Below are 21,091 nucleotides of genomic sequence, written 5' to 3'. Positions count from 1 at the left end.
TTGAATTTGACGTTTGAATCCCGGCTGACATAGATGCTGTTTCAAACGTCAAATTCGAAAAATCCACTAGATACATATTCTTGCTAGTGGTTTTTTGATTCCAACATTTGCTCAGCGCGTGAACCGAGGGATGCAAATGTTGGAATCAGACCACTAGCCGGCGGAAGCGCCCTTGGCGAGGTTCTTCAGCTTTTGCAGCGCGGTGTCCGGGTTTTCCTGATAGGCGATGGTGCTGCGGAAACGTCCGCCCTTGTCGAGCAGGAAGACGGATGCCGTGTGATCCATGCTGTATTCGCCGTCTTCGCCCGGAACCTTCTTGGCGTAGACATGGTACGACTTGACCATGTCGGCGATATTTTCCGGCGTGCCGGTGATGCCGACAATGCGCTTCGAGACATTGCCGACATAGGTTTTCATGATGTCCTGCGTGTCGCGCTCAGGATCGACGGTGATGAAATAGGCCTTGAGGTCCTGACCTTCGGCACCCAGCTGGTTCAGCCAGCCGTCAAGCTCGTAAAGCGTGGTGGGGCAGACATCCGGGCAATGGGTGAAACCGAAGAAAATGACCGAAGGCGTGGCGCGCAGGTCTTTTTCGGTAAAGGGCTGTCCATCCATCGTGACGAGATTGAGCGGTCCGCCGAAGGGTTCCTTCGCCGCCTGACGGTCCCGAAACATGTTGAAACCAGCAGCGCCGACAATCACGACGATGAAGGCAATGATGAAGATGGGCAGAAATTTTTTCATGTCCGATGAACCCTGCATTTCTGAGCGCGCCTTCGCGTGCTCTACAATCACGCACTTCTAGAGCATTTCCAGCAAAAGTGCGTAGCGGCTTTGCGTAGGATAATGCGTAAAAATAAATAGATAGAGCGGTTGCCCGATACCGTTTTAACCGGAACCGCTCTAAGTGGGCCTAATCTACGGTTCTTTTCTCAGTTTTCAATAATTTCTGAAATTTTTGTTCAATCATTTTGTTTGCCGGACAACCAAAGTTGAACGCGGAAGTCTGCTATTTCGTTTGGTATCGACCGGTGGATTGTTATATTTCAGTTATAAAACTGCAATACTTCAAGAGAACCGCATTGGAAATCGATTACGTAATCGCGTGGGTGGATGGTCAGGACCCGGCGCATAAGGCCTCGCGGCAGAAATTTGCGCCAGATTCCGAAAAGACCCATTTCGAAGCGGTAACCAGCGAGCGCTACTTCGACAATGGCGAAATCTATTACAATATCGCCTCGGTGATTAAGTTCGCGCCGTTCATACGGCGTATCTTCATCATCACCGACAATCAGAAGCCGCGGCTGCTCGATGCTTTCGCGGCCGAGGGAAAATGTGATCCGTCCTTCATCCAGATTGTCTCGCATGACGATATTTTCAAAGGTCTGCCCGCAGCACGTCCGTCCTTTAATGCGAGAGCCATCGAAGGTGCGGTGTGGCGCATACCGGGCCTTTCGGAACATTTCATCTATTCCAACGATGATTTCTTTCTGAATGCCCCGTTGGACGTGTCCGACCTTTATGAAAACGGACGCCCCAGATTGCATGGCGACTGGGTGCGACCAGAAAATTCCCGCTGGAAGTACAAGCTGCGGCGCTTTCTCGGAAAGATTTCCCGATACGAATATACGTTCCCGAAATTCCGCCTTGCGCAATGGAAAGGCGCTGTCACAGCCGGGGTGAAGGACAGGTTCCTGAGCATCCATCACCACCCGCATCCGCTGAGACGCAGCACGCTGGCCTCGTTCTTTGCCCAACGCCCCGATGTCCTGAACCGGCAGGTGGGGTTCCGCTATCGCAATATCGAACAGTTCAACACTGTTTCGCTCGCCAACCATCTGGAAATTGCGGAGCATAACACGCCCGTCCACCCGGCACGGGAACTGGCTTATCTCGACTTTGTGCAAGCCAAGCATTGGGGCGAGGAGCTGGACAAAATCCGAAACGGTTCGGCTCCGTTCGGCTGTGTGCAGGGCTTCGAACGGTTCGAGCCGCAGTTTCAGGCGCAAATTCATGCAGCGCTGCTCGCAAAGTTTGACGATGTGCTGCCGAATGTTATCAAGGCATACTTATCGAGCGAACAGAGTTCGCAGCAGGCGGCTTAAGTCGCCTTCAAAACCCTGAGACTTTTGATGGCCAATTCCGACGATCTTCGTTTCCAGAACAGCGAGCCGCGCATTCATTCAACCGCGCAGCTCAAATCCTCGAAGCTCGGACGCTATGCTGATATCGGCGAGCGGGTCATATTGCGCGAAGTGACAGTCGGCGACTTCACCTATTTCGAGCGCAACGGCGAAGGCATTTATGCCGAGATCGGCAAGTTTTGCTCCATCGCGGCCAATGTGCGGATCAATGCGCTGGAACATCCGATGGAACGGTTGACCACGCATAAGCTGAGCTACCGCCCCAATGAATATTTCCGCTATCTCGGCGTCGATGGCGATTTTCGCGCGCGCCGTCAGGCGAAACGGGTGGTGATCGGCAATGATGTCTGGATCGGCCATGGCGCGGTTATCACGCCGGGCGTGACGGTCGGTCATGGTGCGGTGATCGGCGCAAATGCGGTCGTAACGAAGGATGTCGCGCCCTATACAGTGGTCGGCGGCGTTCCGGCCAAACTCATTCGCAAGCGTTTCGATGATCCAATTGTCGAACGCCTGCTGAAACTTTGCTGGTGGGACTGGCCGGTCGAAAAGCTGTTCGAGGCCGTGCCCGACATTCAAACGATGGCGATTGGCGACTTCCTCGACAAATGGGAATAGGCGGTTCGGCGGCGGGTGTTTTTCAGTAAGCTCTTGCAAAGACGGGTCAGCCGCGCCACTTCTCCTCACAGGTTTTCAGGGAGAACATGATGAAGCAGACTTTCGCCGCTTTCGCTTTTCTTGCCATCTCGGCCCTGCCGGCGACTGCCGAACAGGTCGGTAAGGTTGGCGTGGATTGGGTCGGCAACGATATCGTCATTGATGCGGTGCCCGATCCGAAGGTCAAGGGCGTGACCTGTCATCTCGCATCCTTCTCGCGCAGCATGATCGACCGGTTGCAAAAGGGAAAGTGGTTTGAAGACCCGTCCAATGCATCGATTTCCTGCGAGCAGACCGGACCGATTTCCATCGGCGATATCGAGCTTGGCCAGAAGGGCGAGCGGGTCTTTTCCGAGCGCACAAGCCTGATCTGGAAGAAGCTGGTCATCACCCGCATTTACGACAAGCAGAACAATACGCTGCTCTATCTCGCCCACGCCACGCAGGTGCAGGATGGTTCGGCCAAGACTTCACTCTCGACCGTGCCGCTCTTTAGAGGCGATGTGACATGGGAAAAGGGCAAGCCGGAATAATCCGGCGCGCTTTTGTCTCGTTTAGGCAGGCGTCACGAAGCCATCAAGAACGCGCTTCTGTCCGGCCTTGTCGAAGTCGATTGTCAGCTTGTTGCCGTCGATGGCGGCGACTTTGCCATTGCCGAATTTCTGGTGGAACACGCGGTCGCCGACCTTGAATGCCGATGGCTTGTCGGCAACCGATTTCGCGACCAGTTCGCCTTCGATGGTGCGGCCCTTGACCGAACCGCGTCCGGCGCCGAAACCGGAATCGGTTTCGCCATAGCCGACGCGCTCGACGCGGCTGCCGGAGCGTGAACCCCAATTGTTGCGGGTCGCGTCCGAGCGGTTCTGCTGCGCGCGCTGCCAGCCCGGCGTCGAATAGCTATTCTGGAACGGATCGGCCCGGTCGAAGCGGGACTGGCCGTAACCACCACCATAGCCGCCGTAATTGCCTTCCAGCTCGGCGACCTCGACATGGGCTTCCGGCAGTTCTTCCAGAAAACGCGACGGAATGGTCGATTGCCACATGCCATGAATGCGGCGGTTGGACACGAACCAGATATGCAGGTTTTTCTTGGCGCGGGTGACACCGACATAGGCGAGGCGGCGTTCTTCCTCCAGCCCGGAGCGTCCGCCTTCATCGAGCGCGCGCTGGTGGGGGAACAGGCCTTCTTCCCATCCGGGCAGGAATACGGTTTCGAATTCCAGACCCTTGGCCGAATGCAGCGTCATGATGTTGACCGCATCCATATCTTCATTCTGTTCGGCATCCATCACCAGAGCGATATGCTCAAGGAAGCCGCGCAAGCTTTCATAATCCTCCATGGAACGGATCAGTTCCTTGAGGTTTTCCAGCCGTCCGGGCGCTTCCGCCGACTTGTCGTTCTGCCACATCGCCGTATAGCCGGATTCGTCCAGAATCGTCTCGGCAAGCTCGGTATGCGATGTGTTGTCGAGCAGCGACTGCCAGCGGAGGAAGTTTTCCACCACTTCGCGCAAGGCGGAGCGTGGCTTTGGCTTTAGCTCTTCCGTTTCGATCAGGTCACAGGCGGCAGCAAACATCGAAATGTCACGGGCGCGAGCATAGTCGTGAACCTGACGGATGGCCGCTTCGCCCAGACCGCGCTTCGGTGTATTGATGATGCGCTCCAGCGCCAGATCATCGGCTGGCTGCGCGACGACGCGCATATAGGCCAGCGCATCGCGGATTTCGAGCCGCTCATAGAAGCGCGGGCCGCCGATAACGCGATAGTTGAGACCAAGCGTCACGAAGCGGTCTTCGAATTCGCGCATCTGGAAGGAAGCACGCACGAGGATCGCCATGTTGTTGAGCATATGGCCCTGACGTTGCGCCTGTTCGATCGCTTCTCCAACGGCGCGGGCTTCTTCTTCCGAATCCCACGCTGCATGCACTTTCACGCGCGGATCGTCGGGATTTGGCGCTTCCGTGAAAAGCGTCTTGCCGAGGCGGCCTTCGTTGTGAGCGATCAGATGCGCGGCGGTGCCAAGAATATGTGCGGTCGAGCGGTAGTTGCGCTCAAGCTTGATGACAACCGCGCCCGGAAAATCCTTGTCGAAGCGCAGGATGTTGTCCACTTCCGCCCCGCGCCAGCCGTAAATCGACTGATCATCATCGCCAACGCAGCACAGATTGACGCGCGAACCCTCACCCTGAGGTAAGGAAAGCGGGGTACGGCTATCAGGAGCGTTTCTTGGCTGCGGTCGTTGTGCGAGCAGGCGCAGCCAGAGATATTGCGCGGTGTTGGTGTCCTGATATTCGTCCACCAGAATATAGCGGAACTTGGCGTGATACTCGCGCAGTATATCGGGATGGTTGCGGAAGATGCGGATCGGATGCAGCAGCAAATCGCCGAAGTCGCAGGCGTTGAGCGTGCGCAGGCGCTCCTGATAGGCCTGATACAATTCGCGGCCCTTGCCATTGCCGAACGAGCGCGCATCGCCTTCCGGAATGTCGGAGGGACCAAAGCCCTTATTCTTCCAGCCGTCGATCATATTGGCGAAAGTGCGCGCAGGCCAGCGCTTGTCATCCAGACCTTCCGCCTGAATGAGTTGCTTGATCAGCCGGATCACATCGTCAGTATCGAGGATGGTGAAATCGGATGTGAGATTGACCAGTTCCGCATGGCGGCGCAGCAATTTCACGCCGATGGAGTGGAACGTGCCAAGCCATGGCATACCTTCCACCGCGCCGCCGACCAGATGACCGATACGCTCCTTCATTTCGCGCGCGGCCTTGTTGGTGAAGGTCACGGCGAGAATCTGGCTCGGATAGGCAAGGCCGGTGGTGATGATATGGGCGATGCGGGTGGTCAGAACACGGGTCTTGCCGGTGCCCGCACCCGCAAGCACCAGAACCGGGCCTTCGGTCGTCAGCACGGCCTGTCGCTGTTCCGGGTTCAGCCCTTTCAGGTAGTCAGGCTCGCCACGCTGTTGGTTGCGCGCGGCCATGGCGCGCGCCGCAATACCGCCGGTAGCTGGCGCGCGGCCAGCCGGTGCATCATCGCCGAAAAACGGCATATCGTCGGGAAAATCGGACATCTGACCCCGAATGTAATGATTCGTGGCTGAAAGACCAGCGAAACGGTTAAAATATTCGACTACTCTAATTGAGTAACGCGCCGGTCCGTGAAATTCAGGCGGTGGGCGGCCAGCGCTTCCACAAGGCCGCGCATTTCCGGCTCGCGCTGCAACAGATCGTCCAGCTCCGTCATCTGGTTCATGGCGATCAGCCGCAGGATATCGTCGCGAATGGTGCCGTCTTCACGACGCGGCAGGTGCGCGACCGGCTGGATCAGCTCCACCTTCTGGCTTTTCAGACGCGCCCGTAGGCTTTTTTCATCCGCATCCAGCGTTTCCACAAAAGCATAGAGACCCACGCCTTTGGCTGGCAGCGAATAAAGCGTCAGCGCCACGTCCTTGACGCGCGGATCAGACTTGAGTGCGGCCAGAATCGCCGGGCCTTCATTGTCGATACGGTCGCCCGTGCCTTCACCATCCGACCAGCTGAAAATGCCGCGTGTGATGAAGTTGTAGACCTTCTTGCCGGTGGCGAGCCAGATGCGCGAGGGCAGCGAACGGCGCGCCAAAATACGCTTTTCCGTCGGCGTCATCAGATCCTTGGCGAATGCCCGTTTCTGCTTGATGAGGTGGCGGAAGTCTTCATACGCCATCAGCCGATAGAGCGCGCCACGACGACGATGGACGCTGGCAAGCTGGAAGTCGATCACAGCGGCTTCGCCTTCCGGCGTCATCAGCCAGTTTTGTGGCTTTGCAAGATCATTATGCGTGACGCCAAGACGGCGCATATCGCGTAAGATTCGATGCGCGGTGCGATACCATTTCGGATCGGACGGGCGCGCAAGATGCAGCGGCGTGCCTTCCGTCCACGAACGATAGAGGCCGTCGCGATCCGTTGCGATCAGCTGCGGCACACCTTCAATGCCGCGCACGGTCTTCAGACCGCGAATTTCGCGCCGGGCGAGAATCCATGCAAGCGGGCTCGACCACCAGGGAGCAGCGCTCACCACACGGCGGATAATGCGCGTGTCGGGATCGTTCGCAAAATAGCCCGCGCGCGTTTCGGAAAACACGTCGCGCTTAAACACGGCTGTCTCCACAAACGGGGGAATTTGGTCGCCCTTCAAAGGCACATCGATATTGGGGTTCTGAGCCATAAGGTTCCACTAGCGTCTTGTGTACCATCAATCAAGTTTGGCGATGAACGTCGGTGGATATCCGCTGTTGCAAACATGTGAATGAAGGGGCACAAGAAACCCATCTGAGTTTCCATGGAGCGATAAACGTGGCGCAAGGCGACGACACCAAATTGGCGATCGGGCAGATCATCCGTCAGGAACAGGCACTGATTTTTCCGTCTTTCGACGAGAACGACGCTTTTGCGCTCGGCCATAGAATTCGCGATATCGCCGTGAAGGAAAAGCTCGGCGTGGGCATCGATATTTCGCTGTGGGACCGGCGTTTGTTCTTCGCGGCGACTATCGGCACCACGGCGGATAATTCTGAATGGCTGCGCCGCAAGTTCAATGTCGTGCGCCGTTTCCATGCTTCGACCTATCGCCTGGTTCTGGAACAAAATCGTGAAGACCGGATGTTTGCGCCGCATAAGGCGCTGGATGTAAGTGAGTACGCGCTGGCGGGCGGCGGATTCCCGATCCGCGTTGCGGGCGCCGGTGTGATTGGAGCCGCCATCGTTTCGGGCTTGCCGCAGCGCGAGGATCACAATCTCGTCGTGCGCGCCATCGCCTTGCAGCTGGGGCAGGACCCGGCAGCATTGGCTCTTCCTGCTGTTTAATATTCCGGAGAATGAACAATGTCGCTTGAGCATGTGATCGCGCTTCCACGCAATGAAGAGGGGATCGCCGCTGTTGTCGGTATCCTCAAGCAGCGTTTTGGCGAGCGGGCGCAGACCGGGCAGGCCATGCGTGAGCAGCACGGCCACACCACCAGCTATGTGCCGACGCAGGCGCCGGATATCGTGGTGTTCGCTGAGAATACGCAGGACGTGCAGGATGTGGTGCGCATTTGCGCCGAACATCGCGTACCGCTGGTGGCTTTCGGCGCTGGTTCGTCGCTGGAAGGTCAGGTCAATGCGGCGGCGGGCGGCGTATCGCTCGATCTGACGCATATGAACCGCATTCTGGCCGTCCATGCCGAAGATCTCGACTGCGTCATCGAGCCGGGCGTCACGCGTAGGGAACTTAACGAATATCTGCGCGATACCGGCCTGTTCTTCCCCATCGATCCAGGCGCCAATGCGACGCTCGGCGGCATGGCCTCGACACGCGCATCCGGCACAAATGCGGTTCGCTATGGCACCATGCGCGAGAATGTTCTGGCGCTGAAGGCCGTCATGCCGGATGGTCGCCTGATCGAAACGTCCAAGCGCGTCAAGAAGACCGCCGCCGGTTATGACCTCACCCGCCTGCTGATCGGCGCGGAAGGCACGCTCGGCATCATTACGGAGCTGACCTTGAAGCTTCAGGGCATTCCGCAGGCAATTTCCGGCGGCATCTGTCCGTTCCCGGATGTGGAATCGGCCTGTCGCGCGGTGATCGATACGATCCAGATGGGCGTGCCGGTGGCGCGTATCGAGTTGGTCAACAAGTTGCAGATGGAAGCGCTGATCCTCTATTCGAAGCTGCCCTACGAAGCGCAGCCCTATCTGTTCGTGGAGTTCCACGGCACTGAAACCGGCGTTGCGGAACAAGCCGAGATTTTCGGCGAAATCGCCGCCGGACATGGCGGCGGACCGTTCCACTGGACACAGGACGCCGAGGAGCGCGACCGTCTGTGGCGGGCACGCCATGACGCCTATTTCGCCTCGTCGCTGCTGCGCCCCGGCTGCAAAGGCATTTCGACCGATCTCTGCGTGCCGATTTCGCGTCTGGCCGATTGTATCACCGAGACCGAACGCGATCTGGCGGAGAGCAACATCATCGCGCCGATCGTCGGTCACGTGGGCGATGGCAACTTCCATCTGCTTCTGCTGCTCAATACGGAAGACCCGGAAGAAATGGAGCGCGCGGAAGCTTTCATGGACCGGCTCGTGATGCGGGCGCTGGCCATGGAAGGAACCTGCACAGGCGAACACGGCATCGGTCAGGGCAAGATGAAATATCTCGCCATGGAGCTTGGTGAAGCGACCGATTATATGCGCATGATCAAAAAAGCGCTCGATCCGCTCAATATCATGAACCCCGGTAAAATCCTGATTTCGTGAATCAAATCAGCCTTTTGCGCCGCTCGGCTCAGAGGGTGATTCAGCGAGCGGACCTATTTGGATCGGTTGGGCGGCAGCTTGCCTTGTTGTCGCCGAACCGACGCTGTTTTTTGTTGCCGCGCAATCCTGAAAACCGCTTCGCACTTTGTGCGATGATGCACTATGTTGCGTTGGTAAATATGGCGTGATTCACCCATTGGCTCGCGCCTGACCGAACTCACCTGACTGACCGGAGCTGCTTCTTGGGCCGCATATTCGTCATGGTCGGCGGGCTTCTGGTGCTGCTTTTGACTGCGGCGCTAGTGGTGCCGCCTTTTGTCGACTGGAGCGGCTATCGGGCCGATTTCGAGCGTGAGGCGAGCCGCATTCTGGGACGTCCTGTCAAGGTGGCGGGCGATGTGAATGCGCGGCTGCTGCCGTTTCCATCCGTGACCTTTTCCGATGTCCGCGTCGGGGCTGATGCAACGCATCCGGTGATGACGCTCGACCGGTTTTCGATGGATGCGGAACTGATGCCTTTCCTGCGCGGTCAGGTGCTGATTTTCGACATGCGCGTCGAGCGTCCGCGCGTTTCGATCTCGCTGGACAAGGACGGCAAGGTGGATTGGGCCATTCGTCCGTCCACGCCGCTCGATCCATCGCAGATCAAGGTCGAACGGCTGTCGATCAGCGACGGCACCGTGACGCTGCATGACTTGGCAAGCGGGCGCGTTCATGAGGCCACGGGCCTGAATGCCGTGCTGTCGGCCAACAGCCTCGCGGGGCCATGGCAGGCGCAAAGCAGTTTTAGCCTTGCGGGCCGCAAGCTTTCCGTCGATCTGACGAGCGGCGAGGCGAAGCCTGACGGTTCCCTGCGATTGCGGGCGCGTGTTTCGCCGGAAGCTATTCCCGCCGCATTCGAAACCGATGGCGATATCGTCCTCAAGGACGGCCGGTTGAATTATGCGGGCGATTTTTCGCTGCGCTCCTCCGATATGGTGGCGCAAAACGCCAAAAGCCAGAAAGACGCGTCCGCCGACAAGCCGTTTTTCAGTGGCCTGCGCCTCACCGGCAAGTTTGCCGCCGATACCGACCGCTTCGATGCAAGCGAATTCCGCATGGAGCAGGGGCCAGCCGACAATCCTTACGTGGTCAATGGCAAGGCGCTGATTGATTACGGCAATGTGCCGCGCTTTGAAATCAGCGCCGATGGGCAGCAGATTTTCTGGGGCCCAAGCGAGACGGCGGAAGACCAGCAGGTTGCTTCCGCCATGCCGCTGACGGACCGCATCGCCATTGCGCGCCGCGTTCTCGAACAATTGCCAATCCCGACCATACCGGGCCGTATTGACCTTCGTTTGCCAGCGGTCGTTGCCGGTGGAACCACCATTCGCTCCGTAACGATCAACGCCGAACCCGATGGCGGCGACTGGAATATTCGCCAGTTCGCGGCTGACCTGCCGGGGCGCACCAAGGTCGAGGCCAAGGGCAGGCTTTCGGTTGGCGATGATTTCGGTTTCAAGGGCGAGATGCTGGTGGCATCGCGCCAGCCATCCGGTCTTGCCACCTGGCTCAATGAGACCGTGGATGAATCGATCCGCGCGCTCGACGGGGCCGGCTTCTCCGGCAAGGTCGATTTGCGCGACGGCATGCAGCGCATCAACGATCTGGAAATCGGTCTGGGCAAGACGTGGCTCAAAGGATCCCTGCTGCGGCAGGTCAATGGGGCGGCGCAGCCGACCATCGACGTCAATCTCCAGGGCGGCGCGGTGGAGAGCGATGCCTTGCAGGCTTTCGTTTCGTTCTTCTCCGGCGGCGAGGGGCTGGTGCTTCTCGATGCGCAAACGCTCAATGTCGGCTTCAAGGCCGGGCCTGTGCGGTTCAAGGATATGGAAGCGGCCAATGTCGATCTGGCGATGCGCCTTCACGATGGACGCTTCGATTTCGACCGGCTGATGATCAGCGATGTCGCCGATGCGACGCTGACGGCAACCGGCGCCTATGAGCCTTTCGCCAATTCACCGTCGGGCAAGCTCGACGCGACGATCCTTTCGGGCGATCTGTCCCGCTTTATCGCGTTGATGGCGAACCGTTATCCGCAGTTGCCGCTGTTTCACGCCTTGTCGGCGCGCGCGGCAAATTTCCCCGGTCTGTTTGAAGACAGCGAGATCAACGTGATCGCCAATGCGGTTGCGCCGGTCAGGCCGGAAACGCAAGCCAATCCCGCGAAGAACGGCGCAGCCAAGGGCAAAAGTGCGCGACCAGTCGAGACGAGACCCAAGACTTCGCCCGGCAGCGGCGAGTTCTCCTTCAGCGTCACTGGCAAGACCGGTGGGATGAAGCTCGACCTGTCGGGAACGGCCAGCGGTGGCGAGACGGAAGCAGACCCGTTGCAGATGCAGATGAACGGCACGGCTAGTTCCGAGCAGGGAGAGGCAGTGCTGGCGCTGATCGGCCTGCCGTCGCTGCCATTGGGCCTTGCCGGTGAACTTACCGCCGATCTGACCATGCAGGGCGCGCCAAGCGCCGGAATGCGGACGCTTCTCAAGCTGACGGCGCCGGATGGCACGGCTTCGGCTGACGGGGTGATTTCGCTGATCGGCAACGATATTGCCGCAAGCGGCAAGGCGCAGGTCAAATCAGCCGATCTGCAGCCATTCATCGCGACAGCGGGCTATGCATTGCCGGGTTATGGCGCGGGGCTTTCCGCTGAGCTTTCCAGTGATTTCCAGTTTGCCAAAGGCATTTTGCGCTTTCCGAATCTTGCTGGCCAGTTGGGTGGCGAAGATGTTTCGGCGCGGCTGGAGGCGAACTTTGCCGATAGCGGATTGCCGCAATTGAAGGGCGAAGCGAAGCTCGCTTCGCTTGAAGTCGATGGTCTGGCGGCCATCATGCTCGGTCAGGACGCGTTTGAACCAGCCAAGCCGACAGAAAAGTCCATCTGGCCGCGTGGGGCCTTTGCGGTTCGTCCGTCGCTGCCGCTGCTGATCGATGTGAAGTTGAATGTTGCTGAGGCGCATATGCAAGGTTTCGGCACGGCGACCGAGTTTTCGACGCGGCTGCAAAAGACGATCGATAGTCTGAGCCTCACCGAACTGACCGGAAACTGGGCAGGGGGTTATCTCGTCGGCACCCTGTCGTTGCGCAACAGCGACAAGAATGCGCTGCTTTCGACCGATCTGAAATGGAGCGGTGCGGACCTCGCCAATTTCTACCATCTGGAAGATGGTTCGGCCCCGCTGGGTGGTGTCGTCAAGGCTGCGGTGACGCTGAATGGCAGTGGCGAAAACGCTGCCGCGCTGGTCGGTTCTCTGGCGGGAACCGCGACCGTGGATGTCGAGAAATTCGCGGTCGCTGGTCTTGATGGTGCGGCGCTGCCTGCCATGGTCGCAGCCGCTGACGGCATTGGCGATCAGCCTGCGGGCGACGAAAAACTGGATGCGAAGCGGTTTGCCGCCATTGCCGACAAGGCCGTCGCCCCGGATGCGCGGTTTACGCCCGGCGACGCGCGTTTCGAATTCACGGTAGCGGGCGGTACGGCGCGGATGTCTGCCGCCAACCTGTCGGACGGCAACGCAGCTTTGTTGAGCGATTTGCAATTCGATCTTTCGACGCTCGGCGTCGGGGGCAGCGGAACTTTTACCTTCCAGGGTGATGAGGGCGCGCAGACCGGCCTTGCGCCGCAGGTGGCCTTCACCATCGGCGGAACCTATGACCGGCCAGAAGTGAAGCTCGACCGGCAGCCGCTTGTGCAGTTCCTGACCCAGCGCGCATTGGAGCGCGAGCAGGAACGCGTCGAGGCCATGCAGGCCAGTCTAATGGAAAAGCAGCGTCTGCGCCGTCAGCTTGGCGTATTGGAAGCTGATGCGGCGGAACGTGAACGTGCTCAGCAGGAAGACGAGACGCGCCGTCGTTCCGAAGCGGCGGCACGGGTTGCAGCAGAAAAACAAGCTGAGGAGAAGAAGCGTCGCGAGTCGGAGCAGCCGCGGCCAGCCAATCCGGAAGGCGGGGCCGAAAATGGCGCGGCGATGCCGTTGGCCAGCCCACAAGGTGGACAGTCGCTGAATGAATTCCTGAAAAGTCTGGAGCCAGCACCGAGCGCACCCGTGCCGCAGCCCTGATCGGTTTGCTATCAGCTGGCTGGTGGTATCTGCGATTTGAGCCAGTTCAATACGTGGAGCCGCAGCGCCGATGAGAGGTTGGTGGTGCGCTCACGCTTGCTGTCCACCTCGGCCACCAGTGATGCAATCGACTGGCCGCGCATTTCGGCGATCTGGTGGAGAATCTCGAAGAATTCGTCTTCCAGCGTATAGCTGGTCGCATGGCCGCGAATGCTGACCGAGTGCTTGCGCAGGCCGCCGGTGCTCAAAGCTCACCATCCGCGTCGTCTTTGCGCTCCAGGCGATTCACGTCCAGAAAGCGTTCGCTCTTGCGGGTCTCTTCGCGCGCGAAGTCTTTTTCCACTTTCGTTCGTCCGAAAAGAATGCGGTTTTGATCCGCCTGCTTTTCCTTGGCGTCACGCGCTTTCTTTTTCTTGAACTGCCGCAGATTGACGATGTCGCTCATGTCGATGTCTCGGATGGCTTAGAGCGCGTTTCGATCTGATTGCATCAGATCGGCGCTCTAATTCTTTGTTTTAACGCGCATCTAACCCGAAAACCGTTTCACACTTTTCGGGATGCGCTCTTAGTGCGTTGACACACGCTTTTATAACGCGGCGCTCCGACGGGCTGCAAGCTGTCGGCTTGGCTTACTGTCTCGGTTCCTTGGGATTGGTGAACCACCAGATCGCGACTGAAACCGCGACGAGCAGCAAAAGGCCGATGGTCATTTGCCAGAGGGGAAAGTTCGGCGCGTCGCTCGCGATGAAAAACGCAGCGATAACGCCGCTTATCCAGAGAACTGCCTGCGCTAACAAACGGACCATGAGATTCCCGCCTTGATTTCCACTGCCGTAATGGCCGCTATCCTATCATTTTAAAATTCGGTTGCCTTGATCGAAGTCAAAACGAATGGTCTGGTCAGTACGATACTATGAAATAACGCCCTGTCTGACGACAGTTTTATACGAACGGTTTTTGGCCACAGCAACATACTCGCAGCGCAGCCAAAGCCTTTATGAAATCATGCAAAGTTGGGAAGAAGATTTACTTCTTGCGGAAAGCGTCCAGCGATACCACGTCGGCGGATGGCTTCGGCGTATCTTCGCCCTCAGCATTATCTTTCGCGGCTGCTGCCTGCTTTTCAGCAGCAGTCTTGCGCGACTTCGCCTTGGGCTTTTCCGGCTTTTCGGGCGCGGTTTCCACCGGCATCATCTCGATTGGCGCGATATTGTGGTCTTCGTCATTGTCGCTGGTCGGCTGAACTGCCGCAACATCGAACTCAAGTTCGAAATTGACGGACGGGTCGTAGAAACCACGCACTGCCGAGAATGGTATCACCAACTTTTCGGGAATATCACCGAAAGACAGGCCAACTTCGAACAGCTGATCGGTGACATTCATGTCCCAGAACTGATGCTGCAACACGATTGTCATCTGCTCGGGATATTTCTCTTTCAGGCGCGTGGAAATACGCACGCCCGGCGCTCCGGTGAGGAACGTGATAAAGAAATGATGATTGCCCGGCAGGCCAGCCTTGGCCACCTCCGCAAGAACCTTGCGGATGACGCCACGAAGGGCTTCCTGAGCGAGAATGTCGTAACGGATCAGATCCTGTACCATGGGTTTCTTATCCCACGGATTCGCAGGCAGATGTCAAGTTCGTTCTCGCAGGAAACGATGATATATATCGCGAAAGTGCGGCAGCACTGCTCGATCTGTCAGGGGAGAGGGGCAGCTTGCGGCGACGAAGCGGTCCCGCCAAATGCCAGCAGAAATGTCCTGACGCCATTGATGGCGCTGCGTTCGATGATGTCGTCATCGATTGCGCATCCGTGCAAGGCGTGCAGCTGCGTATCGGCGCTGATCAGGGCCATGAAATGCAGTGCCGCCAGATCAGGATCATTGAGGCGCAAATGTCCCGCCAGCGCCAGACGGGACAGGCACGCGGCAATGGCCGGGACAGCCTGCGCCGGACCCTTGGTCTTGCAGATATAGCCCGCGAAAGACATGTCGGGCGTACTCGACTGCAAAAGCTTGCGCAGAAAAGCACCCGATGGATCGTAAACGCAGTTCCGACTCATGCGGATCGCGAAGGCCGTCAGATCCCGCTCAAGATTGTCACCGCTCTGTGGAAAAGTGGACAGCACGGCAAACAGGCTTGCATTCATGCGGTCCAAGGCGTCTTCAACCACAGCGGCAAGCAAAGCTTCCTTATCGCGGTAGTGGTTATAGATGGTCTGGCGCGAAACGCCGGCCTCGTTTGCAATCAGATCGATGCTGGCGCCCTGAAACCCGTCGCGCGAGAAAACACGCGCCGCAGAACACAGGATGAAATCGCGCTTCATGCACTGCCCAGGCTTCATGGCGGCAGTGTTTGCAGCGGCATTCAGCCCTTTTCCGGTGGTGCTACGCTTCACCGGCGGGGCGGCCATTTCGATTATGTCAGTAGGTTTCATAAGCCCAACATAAGATGACTTGACGTTTTGGACAATGGTGTCTAATTTGACATCAATGTCAAATTCCTTTTGGCATTTCGTCTAGACAAGAGACTGTGACAGTCATTTCAGAAGTCTGGTTTGCCCGTTTAAGCGCGTATATCCCGGATATCATCTGAAAAGCCATAGCAGTTACATAGAGTTATTCAATCCAGTACCGGTTTTGCGAGCCCAGCGATCCACCCTCCCAAGCGAAGTTGGCGATCCGAAACCGGTGCGGGCACCTCACGAAACATTGATGAAAGCGCGTCTCCCATGGCTTCGAGTCTTGTGCGCAATGCGATTGTTCTTGGTCTTCTTTCCGCCGTCGGTCCCTTCGCGATCGACATGTATCTCCCTGCCTTGCCGACGATTGCCGCCGACCTCCATGCGGAAACCGGCGCGGTGCAGATGAGTCTGCTTGCCTTCTTCATCGCCTTGGCGATTGCCCAACTTTTCTGTGGGCCTCTGTCGGACATGGTCGGGCGCAAAGTCCCGCTTTACGGTGGGCTGATTCTGTTCGCCATCGGCAGCGTCGGCTCCGCGCTGGCGACCAACATTGATGTGCTGGTGCTGTTTCGCTTCCTGCAGGGGTTGGGTGCTGCGGCGGGCATGGTGATTCCGCGCGCTGTGGTGCGTGATCTGCATACCGGCGTCGAAGCGGCGCGGCTGATGTCGCTGTTGATGCTGGTCTTCTCCATTTCGCCGATTCTGGCGCCTCTCACGGGCTCGGTCATTATCAGCTTCTTTGGCTGGCGCGGCGTGTTCTGGGCTGTTCTGGTCGCGGCGATTATCGGCCTTGTGCTGCTTGCGACGGCCCAACAGGAAACGCGAACGCGTGAAGCGCGGCTTGAAAGCAGCGTTGGGAGCGCGCTGCGCGGCTATGGCCGCTTGCTCAAGGACCGCTATTTCCTAGGGCTGGTTTTCGTCGGCGGCTTTGGCATTGCCTCGTTCTTCGTTTATCTGGCCAATTCATCCTTCGTGCTCATCGATCACTACGGTCTGACCCCGAACGAATATGCGCTGGCTTTCTCGGCCAATGCGGTGTCGTTCTTCGGCGTTTCCCAGCTGAATGGTTGGCTGGGTGCGCGATTCGGGCTGCGCCGTGTAATGCGCTTTGCCGTATCCGGTTTCGCTGCCGCCATGCTCGCTATGTTCGCAGCCGTACTGATGGGGCATCAATCGCTCTGGCTGATCGCAAGTTTCCTGTTCGTCGGTTACGGCTTCCTCGGGCTGGTTATACCGACCACGGCGGTTCTGGCGCTGGAAGATTATGGCGCGATTGCCGGTACGGCTTCGGCGCTGATGGGAACGCTGCATTTTGTGATTGGCGGTCTGGCGATTGGCATTACCGGTTCGTTCTTCGACGGAACGGCTGTGCCTATGGTCGGCGGAATCGCCGGTTGTGCGCTGACCGCATTCGTGCTGACGCAGATCGTTCTCTCCCGCAAAGCGAGCGATCTCGATACGGAAGCAGCAGCAGCCTGAATTGAAGAGGGAAAGTGGAGGCTTCTGTTGCCAGGTGCCTCCGAACCCCGCCTTAAGGTGCTAACCCTAAGGGCTTTAGAGTGGGTTTCCCGCACCGCCATTAGGCAGCGAGAGCATAACCCTGAGCTTTGTTGTCATTTGCAACTACTCAATTGACCCGATAACGGTGGTATCATGCCGAGTAAAAGAGCGATCTTTACACCCTTGTCGATCCTATTTCGCCCCCGCCACAGCACAGACCAATCATAGAGCCTGTGTTCTGGTGGAGGCGCCGGGTACCGCCCCCGGGTCCAATGGGTTTATTACACCGTCCGTTTATCACCATAGCTGGCTTGCGCCAGCGAGACGTATATAGGCGCGGTCGATCCATATTGGAAGAGGGGCGGTTATATTTGTCAGGGGCAAATTTACTCCTGAATTTTCTGAAATATGAATAGGGCAGCTCGTTTCGTCGCTTCGGGAAGCGAAGCAACTTCAAGCGTTTCATGCTCGGTATGTGCGCCCGAACCCCATGGCCCCAATCCGTCAATGCCCGCTTTTACATAAGGCGTGATATAGGAAATATCCGCGCCGCCACGCTCATCAGGGGCTACAGCCTTCAGCGCAGGGCCGCCAAGTTGCTGCGATATGGCGCTATATTGCAAGAGCAACGCATAATTGGCGTTGGTTGCTGGCATTGCTGGCATGATATCCTGAAACTCGACCTTGCTGTGTGTCCCGGAAAGCGGCTGCGCTGTGATCTTTTGCAGGGAGGCTTCAATCGCGTCACGTTCATCCTTCGTCATGAAGCGCAGATCGCCATGCGCCAGTGCATTGGGCGGAACGATGGTCTTGCGCCCGCTGGCGGTCCCGGTTCCCTGATCAATATCCTCGTGGACCTGCTGCCCGCCGAGGAGAAGCCCTACATTCATGGTGATATCGGGCGTTTTCGTTAGTTCCATACGCAATGCATCAATCACTCTGGCTATTTCATAAACAGCGCCAAAGCCGACATTGGGCTGGAAAATCTGCGAGGAATGTGCGGCATTTCCGGTGGCGGTCAGAAACCACTCGGACAGGCCGCGTCTGGAGACGACCAGTTCATCGGGGGCAAGTGCAAATTCAAACCCCAGCGCGATATCGCTTTGTTTCGCGGCGTCCATCAGAACTTTCCGGGAGAGGCTCGTCGGTCGCGCCGCCAGTTCCTCGTCGCCGGTCATGACGATTGTGATATTCGCATTTTTGAGCGCATCGGCGTTTTTAAGCGCCTTCATCGTATAGAGAATGGTGACCAGCCCGCCCTTGTCATCGATGACGCCGGGGCCGCTTGCCTGTTTTCCGTCATGAGAAAGGGTGAAGTGCTGGAACTTGCTTGTTGGCGGAAACACCGTATCCAGATGCGCGATCAGGAGAATGCGCGTCTTCGCGTTTCCGGTATGTCGGGCGACCAGTGTACCCGCATGTTTCAAGTCTGCCGGAAGATCATGCCATCGAACATCAAAGCCAAGCGCTTCGAATTCCGGTTTCAGAAGATTCCCGATCTGTTTCACGCCGTCGGCGTTTGCGGTTCCGCTGTTGATATTGACCAGTTTTTCAAGCAGCAACAGCTGCTCATTTTTATGATCTTGAATATAACCCGCAATATCTTTCTGCGAAATGTCCGCTGATGCCGAATAGGCGTGAGCTGGATAAAGAAAAATATGCAATGCAGTGATAATAGATAAGGATCGAAACATAATAAAACCTGTCGTAAAATTGGAAGTAGATTTCAAATTTTTATCAAATAGGCGTTATATGCGTGAAGAAATTTTTATACCGAGATTATGTTAAGTTAGATTTTGTTCTTTGCAGGGCAAAAGCTCATTCTCACGGGTTGTTCCCCATAATTGCCGTTGACAGCTTGCTCTCACTGGTCAATCTTGGTCGTATATATATTGGAAAGGCTGGAGTTTTCTTCCGGTCTATCCGGAATTGCGGTTTAGACTGGGCGGTGTGCCCCACTGAAGGAGAGCCGATATATGAGTGAATACCTCGCAGATGTCCGTCGCTACGATGCCGCCGCCGATGAAGCGGTTGTCGAGAAGATCGTCAAGCATTTGGGCATTGCGCTACGCAATCGCGACTCCTCGCTCGTTTCTGCGACCGATCCGGAAGAACTGAAGCGTGTGCGCGACAGCTGGGTTGGCAAGAAGCTCGGCGTGACCGATGCCGCCAAGGCGGAAGAAGTGGTGAACCACGTTGCGGAAGTCATGAAGGGCGACCGCAACAAGCACCGCGTGACCTTCTATTATCTGGTGGCAAAGCAGCTCGGCAAACTCGGCGATCTCTGAGAACCTGTTCCAAAAGTCGTCCTGTGCGGCTGCAAATGGCAATTTTCTCCGTTCCGGTGCTCACGTACTTTAGTACGCTCCGCTCCGGTACTCGAAAATCACCATTTTCGCACACACATGCCGCTTTTTGATTCAGGCACAGATCGGTGCATATTGCCTGTGGAATTCGAACCCCGGTGCCCCGCGCCGGGGTTTTTCCTTATAGTAGGGTCGAAACGAATCGATCTCGAAAAACCCTATCCGGGAACATCCCATGCGCACCTATCTCGATCTTCTCCAGCATGTGCTCGACAACGGCACCGATCGCGGCGACCGCACGGGCACGGGCACGCGCTCGGTTTTCGGCTATCAGATGCGCTTCAATCTGGAGGAGGGCTTTCCGGTCCTGACCACCAAGAAGCTGCATCTGCGCTCGATCATCTATGAGCTGTTGTGGTTTCTGAAGGGCGATACCAATATTGCCTATCTCAAGGAAAACGGCGTTTCGATCTGGGATGAATGGGCGGATGATAAGGGCGATCTCGGCCCAGTTTACGGCTATCAGTGGCGCTCCTGGCCAGCGCCGGATGGTCGCCATATCGACCAGATCGCCAATCTCATGAAGATGTTGCATGGCAATCCGAATTCCCGCCGCCTGATCGTGTCGGCCTGGAACCCGGCGCTGGTCGATGAAATGGCGCTGCCGCCGTGCCATTGCCTGTTCCAGTTCTATGTCGCGGACGGAAAACTGTCCTGCCAGCTCTATCAGCGTTCGGCGGATATATTCCTCGGCGTGCCGTTCAACATCGCTTCCTACGCGCTTTTGACCATGATGATCGCGCAGGTGGCGGGCCTCAAGCCCGGCGAATTCATCCATACGCTGGGTGACGCGCATATTTATTCCAACCATTTCGAGCAGGCGCGGCTGCAATTGACGCGCACGCCGAAAAAGCTGCCGGTCATGCGCATCAATCCGGATGTGAAGGACCTGTTTGCCTTCCGTTACGAGGATTTTGCGCTGGAAGGCTATGAAGCCGATCCGACGATCAAGGCGCCGATTGCGGTATGAGTGAGAGCGTGAACACGGATAAGCCGGTCGTTTCGATTATCGTGGCTGCAGCCGAGAATGGCGTGATCGGGCGCGACAACGATATGCCATGGCGGCTTTCGACGGACCTCAAGCGCTTCAAGGCGCTGACGCTCGGCAAGCCGGTCATCATGGGGCGTCGCACATGGGAGTCGATCGGGCGACCCTTGCCGGGACGACCGAACATCGTCGTGACCCGCGATGCGAATTTTCAGGCTGAAGGCGCACATGTCGTCGGCTCGCTGGAAGAGGGCATTGCGCTTGGGCGCAAGCTTGCCGAAGAGCTCGGCGCTGGCGAGGTTTGCATCATTGGCGGCGGCAAGATTTATGCGCAGGCTTTGCCGCTGGCGGACCGCGTGCATCTGACGCGGGTTCTGGCGGCAATCGATGGGGACACACATTTCCCGGAGATTAAGCCCGATGCGTGGCGTCTGGTCTCGTCGGAAGACGTGCCAGCCGGTGATAAAGACAGCCATCCGACCCGCTATATGGTTTACGAAAAGCGTGTTGCGTAAAGCATAACATAGGAATTTTATTGCGCTTCCGTTGAAAGCGCGCCTCCCGATGCCTATAAAACGGTAACATTAGTTGATGA

At 57.5% G+C, this 21,091-nt stretch carries 19 protein-coding genes and 1 other RNA gene; 10 read left to right on the top strand and 10 right to left on the bottom strand.

Features of this window, described 5'->3' with window-relative positions:
- Positions 1 to 153 precede the first annotated feature (153 nt).
- Positions 154 to 744 (bottom strand): SCO family protein, encoded by a 591-nt coding sequence (locus D8666_RS04175; RefSeq protein ID WP_121536620.1) that lies wholly within the window; start codon positions 742 to 744, stop codon positions 154 to 156.
- Between the two features lie 338 nt (positions 745 to 1,082).
- Here D8666_RS04175 and D8666_RS04170 point away from each other — a divergent pair, with 338 nt between their 5' ends.
- The 3 genes from D8666_RS04170 (at position 1,083) to D8666_RS04160 (ending at position 3,334) form a co-directional block, all read left to right on the top strand.
- Entirely contained in the window at positions 1,083 to 2,105 is a 1,023-nt protein-coding gene (locus D8666_RS04170; RefSeq protein ID WP_121536380.1) for a stealth family protein, read from the top strand.
- A 27-nt stretch (positions 2,106 to 2,132) separates the two neighbouring features.
- Positions 2,133 to 2,762: a DapH/DapD/GlmU-related protein gene (locus D8666_RS04165; protein ID WP_121536378.1), complete on the top strand. Its 630-nt coding sequence runs from the start codon at positions 2,133 to 2,135 to the stop codon at positions 2,760 to 2,762.
- Positions 2,763 to 2,851: 89 nt separating this feature from the next.
- On the top strand, positions 2,852 to 3,334 hold the full coding sequence (locus tag D8666_RS04160; protein ID WP_121536376.1) for a CreA family protein: 483 nt from the start codon (positions 2,852 to 2,854) through the stop codon (positions 3,332 to 3,334).
- A 21-nt stretch (positions 3,335 to 3,355) separates the two neighbouring features.
- Here the strand turns inward: D8666_RS04160 and D8666_RS04155 are convergent, their stop codons facing one another.
- The gene (locus D8666_RS04155; protein WP_121536374.1) at positions 3,356 to 5,875 is read right to left on the bottom strand and encodes an ATP-dependent helicase; all 2,520 of its coding nucleotides are present in this window, start codon (positions 5,873 to 5,875) and stop codon (positions 3,356 to 3,358) included.
- Positions 5,876 to 5,934: 59 nt separating this feature from the next.
- Complete coding sequence (locus D8666_RS04150) at positions 5,935 to 7,011, bottom strand: serine/threonine protein kinase (RefSeq protein ID WP_121536372.1); 1,077 nt, start codon at positions 7,009 to 7,011, stop codon at positions 5,935 to 5,937.
- A 128-nt stretch (positions 7,012 to 7,139) separates the two neighbouring features.
- Here D8666_RS04150 and D8666_RS04145 point away from each other — a divergent pair, with 128 nt between their 5' ends.
- The 3 genes from D8666_RS04145 (at position 7,140) to D8666_RS04135 (ending at position 13,177) form a co-directional block, all read left to right on the top strand.
- A complete protein-coding gene (locus D8666_RS04145; protein WP_121536370.1) occupies positions 7,140 to 7,649 on the top strand; it encodes a heme-degrading domain-containing protein in 510 nt (169 codons plus the stop codon).
- An 18-nt stretch (positions 7,650 to 7,667) separates the two neighbouring features.
- Positions 7,668 to 9,077 carry an FAD-binding oxidoreductase gene (locus D8666_RS04140; RefSeq protein ID WP_121536368.1) on the top strand — a complete coding sequence of 470 codons (1,410 nt, stop codon included), beginning with the start codon at positions 7,668 to 7,670 and terminating at the stop codon, positions 9,075 to 9,077.
- A gap of 242 nt (positions 9,078 to 9,319) precedes the next feature.
- Positions 9,320 to 13,177, top strand: a complete 3,858-nt coding sequence (locus D8666_RS04135; protein WP_121536366.1) for an AsmA family protein — start codon at positions 9,320 to 9,322, stop codon at positions 13,175 to 13,177.
- An 11-nt stretch (positions 13,178 to 13,188) separates the two neighbouring features.
- Here the strand turns inward: D8666_RS04135 and D8666_RS04130 are convergent, their stop codons facing one another.
- The 5 genes from D8666_RS04130 to D8666_RS04115 all read right to left on the bottom strand — a co-directional run bounded on the left by D8666_RS04130 (position 13,189) and on the right by D8666_RS04115 (position 15,615).
- Positions 13,189 to 13,425: a ribbon-helix-helix domain-containing protein gene (locus tag D8666_RS04130; protein WP_109369389.1), complete on the bottom strand. Its 237-nt coding sequence runs from the start codon at positions 13,423 to 13,425 to the stop codon at positions 13,189 to 13,191.
- Positions 13,422 to 13,622, bottom strand: coding sequence for a DUF4169 family protein (locus D8666_RS04125; RefSeq protein WP_109369388.1), 201 nt, complete (start codon positions 13,620 to 13,622; stop codon positions 13,422 to 13,424). Before D8666_RS04125 ends, D8666_RS04130 begins: the two co-directional genes overlap by 4 nt.
- Positions 13,623 to 13,806: 184 nt before the next feature.
- Positions 13,807 to 13,983, bottom strand: coding sequence for a hypothetical protein (locus tag D8666_RS24145; RefSeq protein WP_167836041.1), 177 nt, complete (start codon positions 13,981 to 13,983; stop codon positions 13,807 to 13,809).
- A 220-nt stretch (positions 13,984 to 14,203) separates the two neighbouring features.
- Positions 14,204 to 14,779 carry an SspB family protein gene (locus D8666_RS04120; RefSeq protein WP_109369387.1) on the bottom strand — a complete coding sequence of 192 codons (576 nt, stop codon included), beginning with the start codon at positions 14,777 to 14,779 and terminating at the stop codon, positions 14,204 to 14,206.
- Between the two features lie 98 nt (positions 14,780 to 14,877).
- Complete coding sequence (locus D8666_RS04115) at positions 14,878 to 15,615, bottom strand: TetR/AcrR family transcriptional regulator (RefSeq protein ID WP_109369386.1); 738 nt, start codon at positions 15,613 to 15,615, stop codon at positions 14,878 to 14,880.
- Between the two features lie 294 nt (positions 15,616 to 15,909).
- Between D8666_RS04115 and D8666_RS04110 the strand changes: the two genes are divergently transcribed.
- Entirely contained in the window at positions 15,910 to 17,121 is a 1,212-nt protein-coding gene (locus D8666_RS04110) for a multidrug effflux MFS transporter (RefSeq protein ID WP_109369385.1), read from the top strand.
- A gap of 13 nt (positions 17,122 to 17,134) precedes the next feature.
- Here the strand turns inward: D8666_RS04110 and ssrA are convergent.
- Together ssrA and D8666_RS04100 are read right to left on the bottom strand one after the other, a co-directional pair.
- Positions 17,135 to 17,502, bottom strand: a transfer-messenger RNA (tmRNA) gene (ssrA, locus tag D8666_RS04105).
- A gap of 26 nt (positions 17,503 to 17,528) precedes the next feature.
- On the bottom strand, positions 17,529 to 18,704 hold the full coding sequence (locus D8666_RS04100) for a M20 family metallopeptidase (RefSeq protein WP_209445957.1): 1,176 nt from the start codon (positions 18,702 to 18,704) through the stop codon (positions 17,529 to 17,531).
- A gap of 414 nt (positions 18,705 to 19,118) precedes the next feature.
- Here D8666_RS04100 and D8666_RS04095 point away from each other — a divergent pair, with 414 nt between their 5' ends.
- From D8666_RS04095 to D8666_RS04085, 3 genes are all read left to right on the top strand, one after another.
- On the top strand, positions 19,119 to 19,430 hold the full coding sequence (locus D8666_RS04095) for a DUF2853 family protein (protein WP_109369383.1): 312 nt from the start codon (positions 19,119 to 19,121) through the stop codon (positions 19,428 to 19,430).
- 253 nt (positions 19,431 to 19,683) lie between these two features.
- Positions 19,684 to 20,478, top strand: coding sequence for a thymidylate synthase (locus D8666_RS04090; RefSeq protein ID WP_109369382.1), 795 nt, complete (start codon positions 19,684 to 19,686; stop codon positions 20,476 to 20,478).
- 8 nt (positions 20,479 to 20,486) lie between these two features.
- On the top strand, positions 20,487 to 21,011 hold the full coding sequence (locus D8666_RS04085; RefSeq protein WP_121536618.1) for a dihydrofolate reductase: 525 nt from the start codon (positions 20,487 to 20,489) through the stop codon (positions 21,009 to 21,011).
- Positions 21,012 to 21,091: the final 80 nt, after the last annotated feature.

It is taken from the genome of Ochrobactrum soli (assembly GCF_003664555.1).
GTDB classification, from domain to species: Bacteria; Pseudomonadota; Alphaproteobacteria; order Rhizobiales; family Rhizobiaceae; genus Brucella; species Brucella teleogrylli.
Note: the sequence above shows the minus strand (reverse complement) of the source record. Positions and strands in the feature narration are given on the sequence as shown.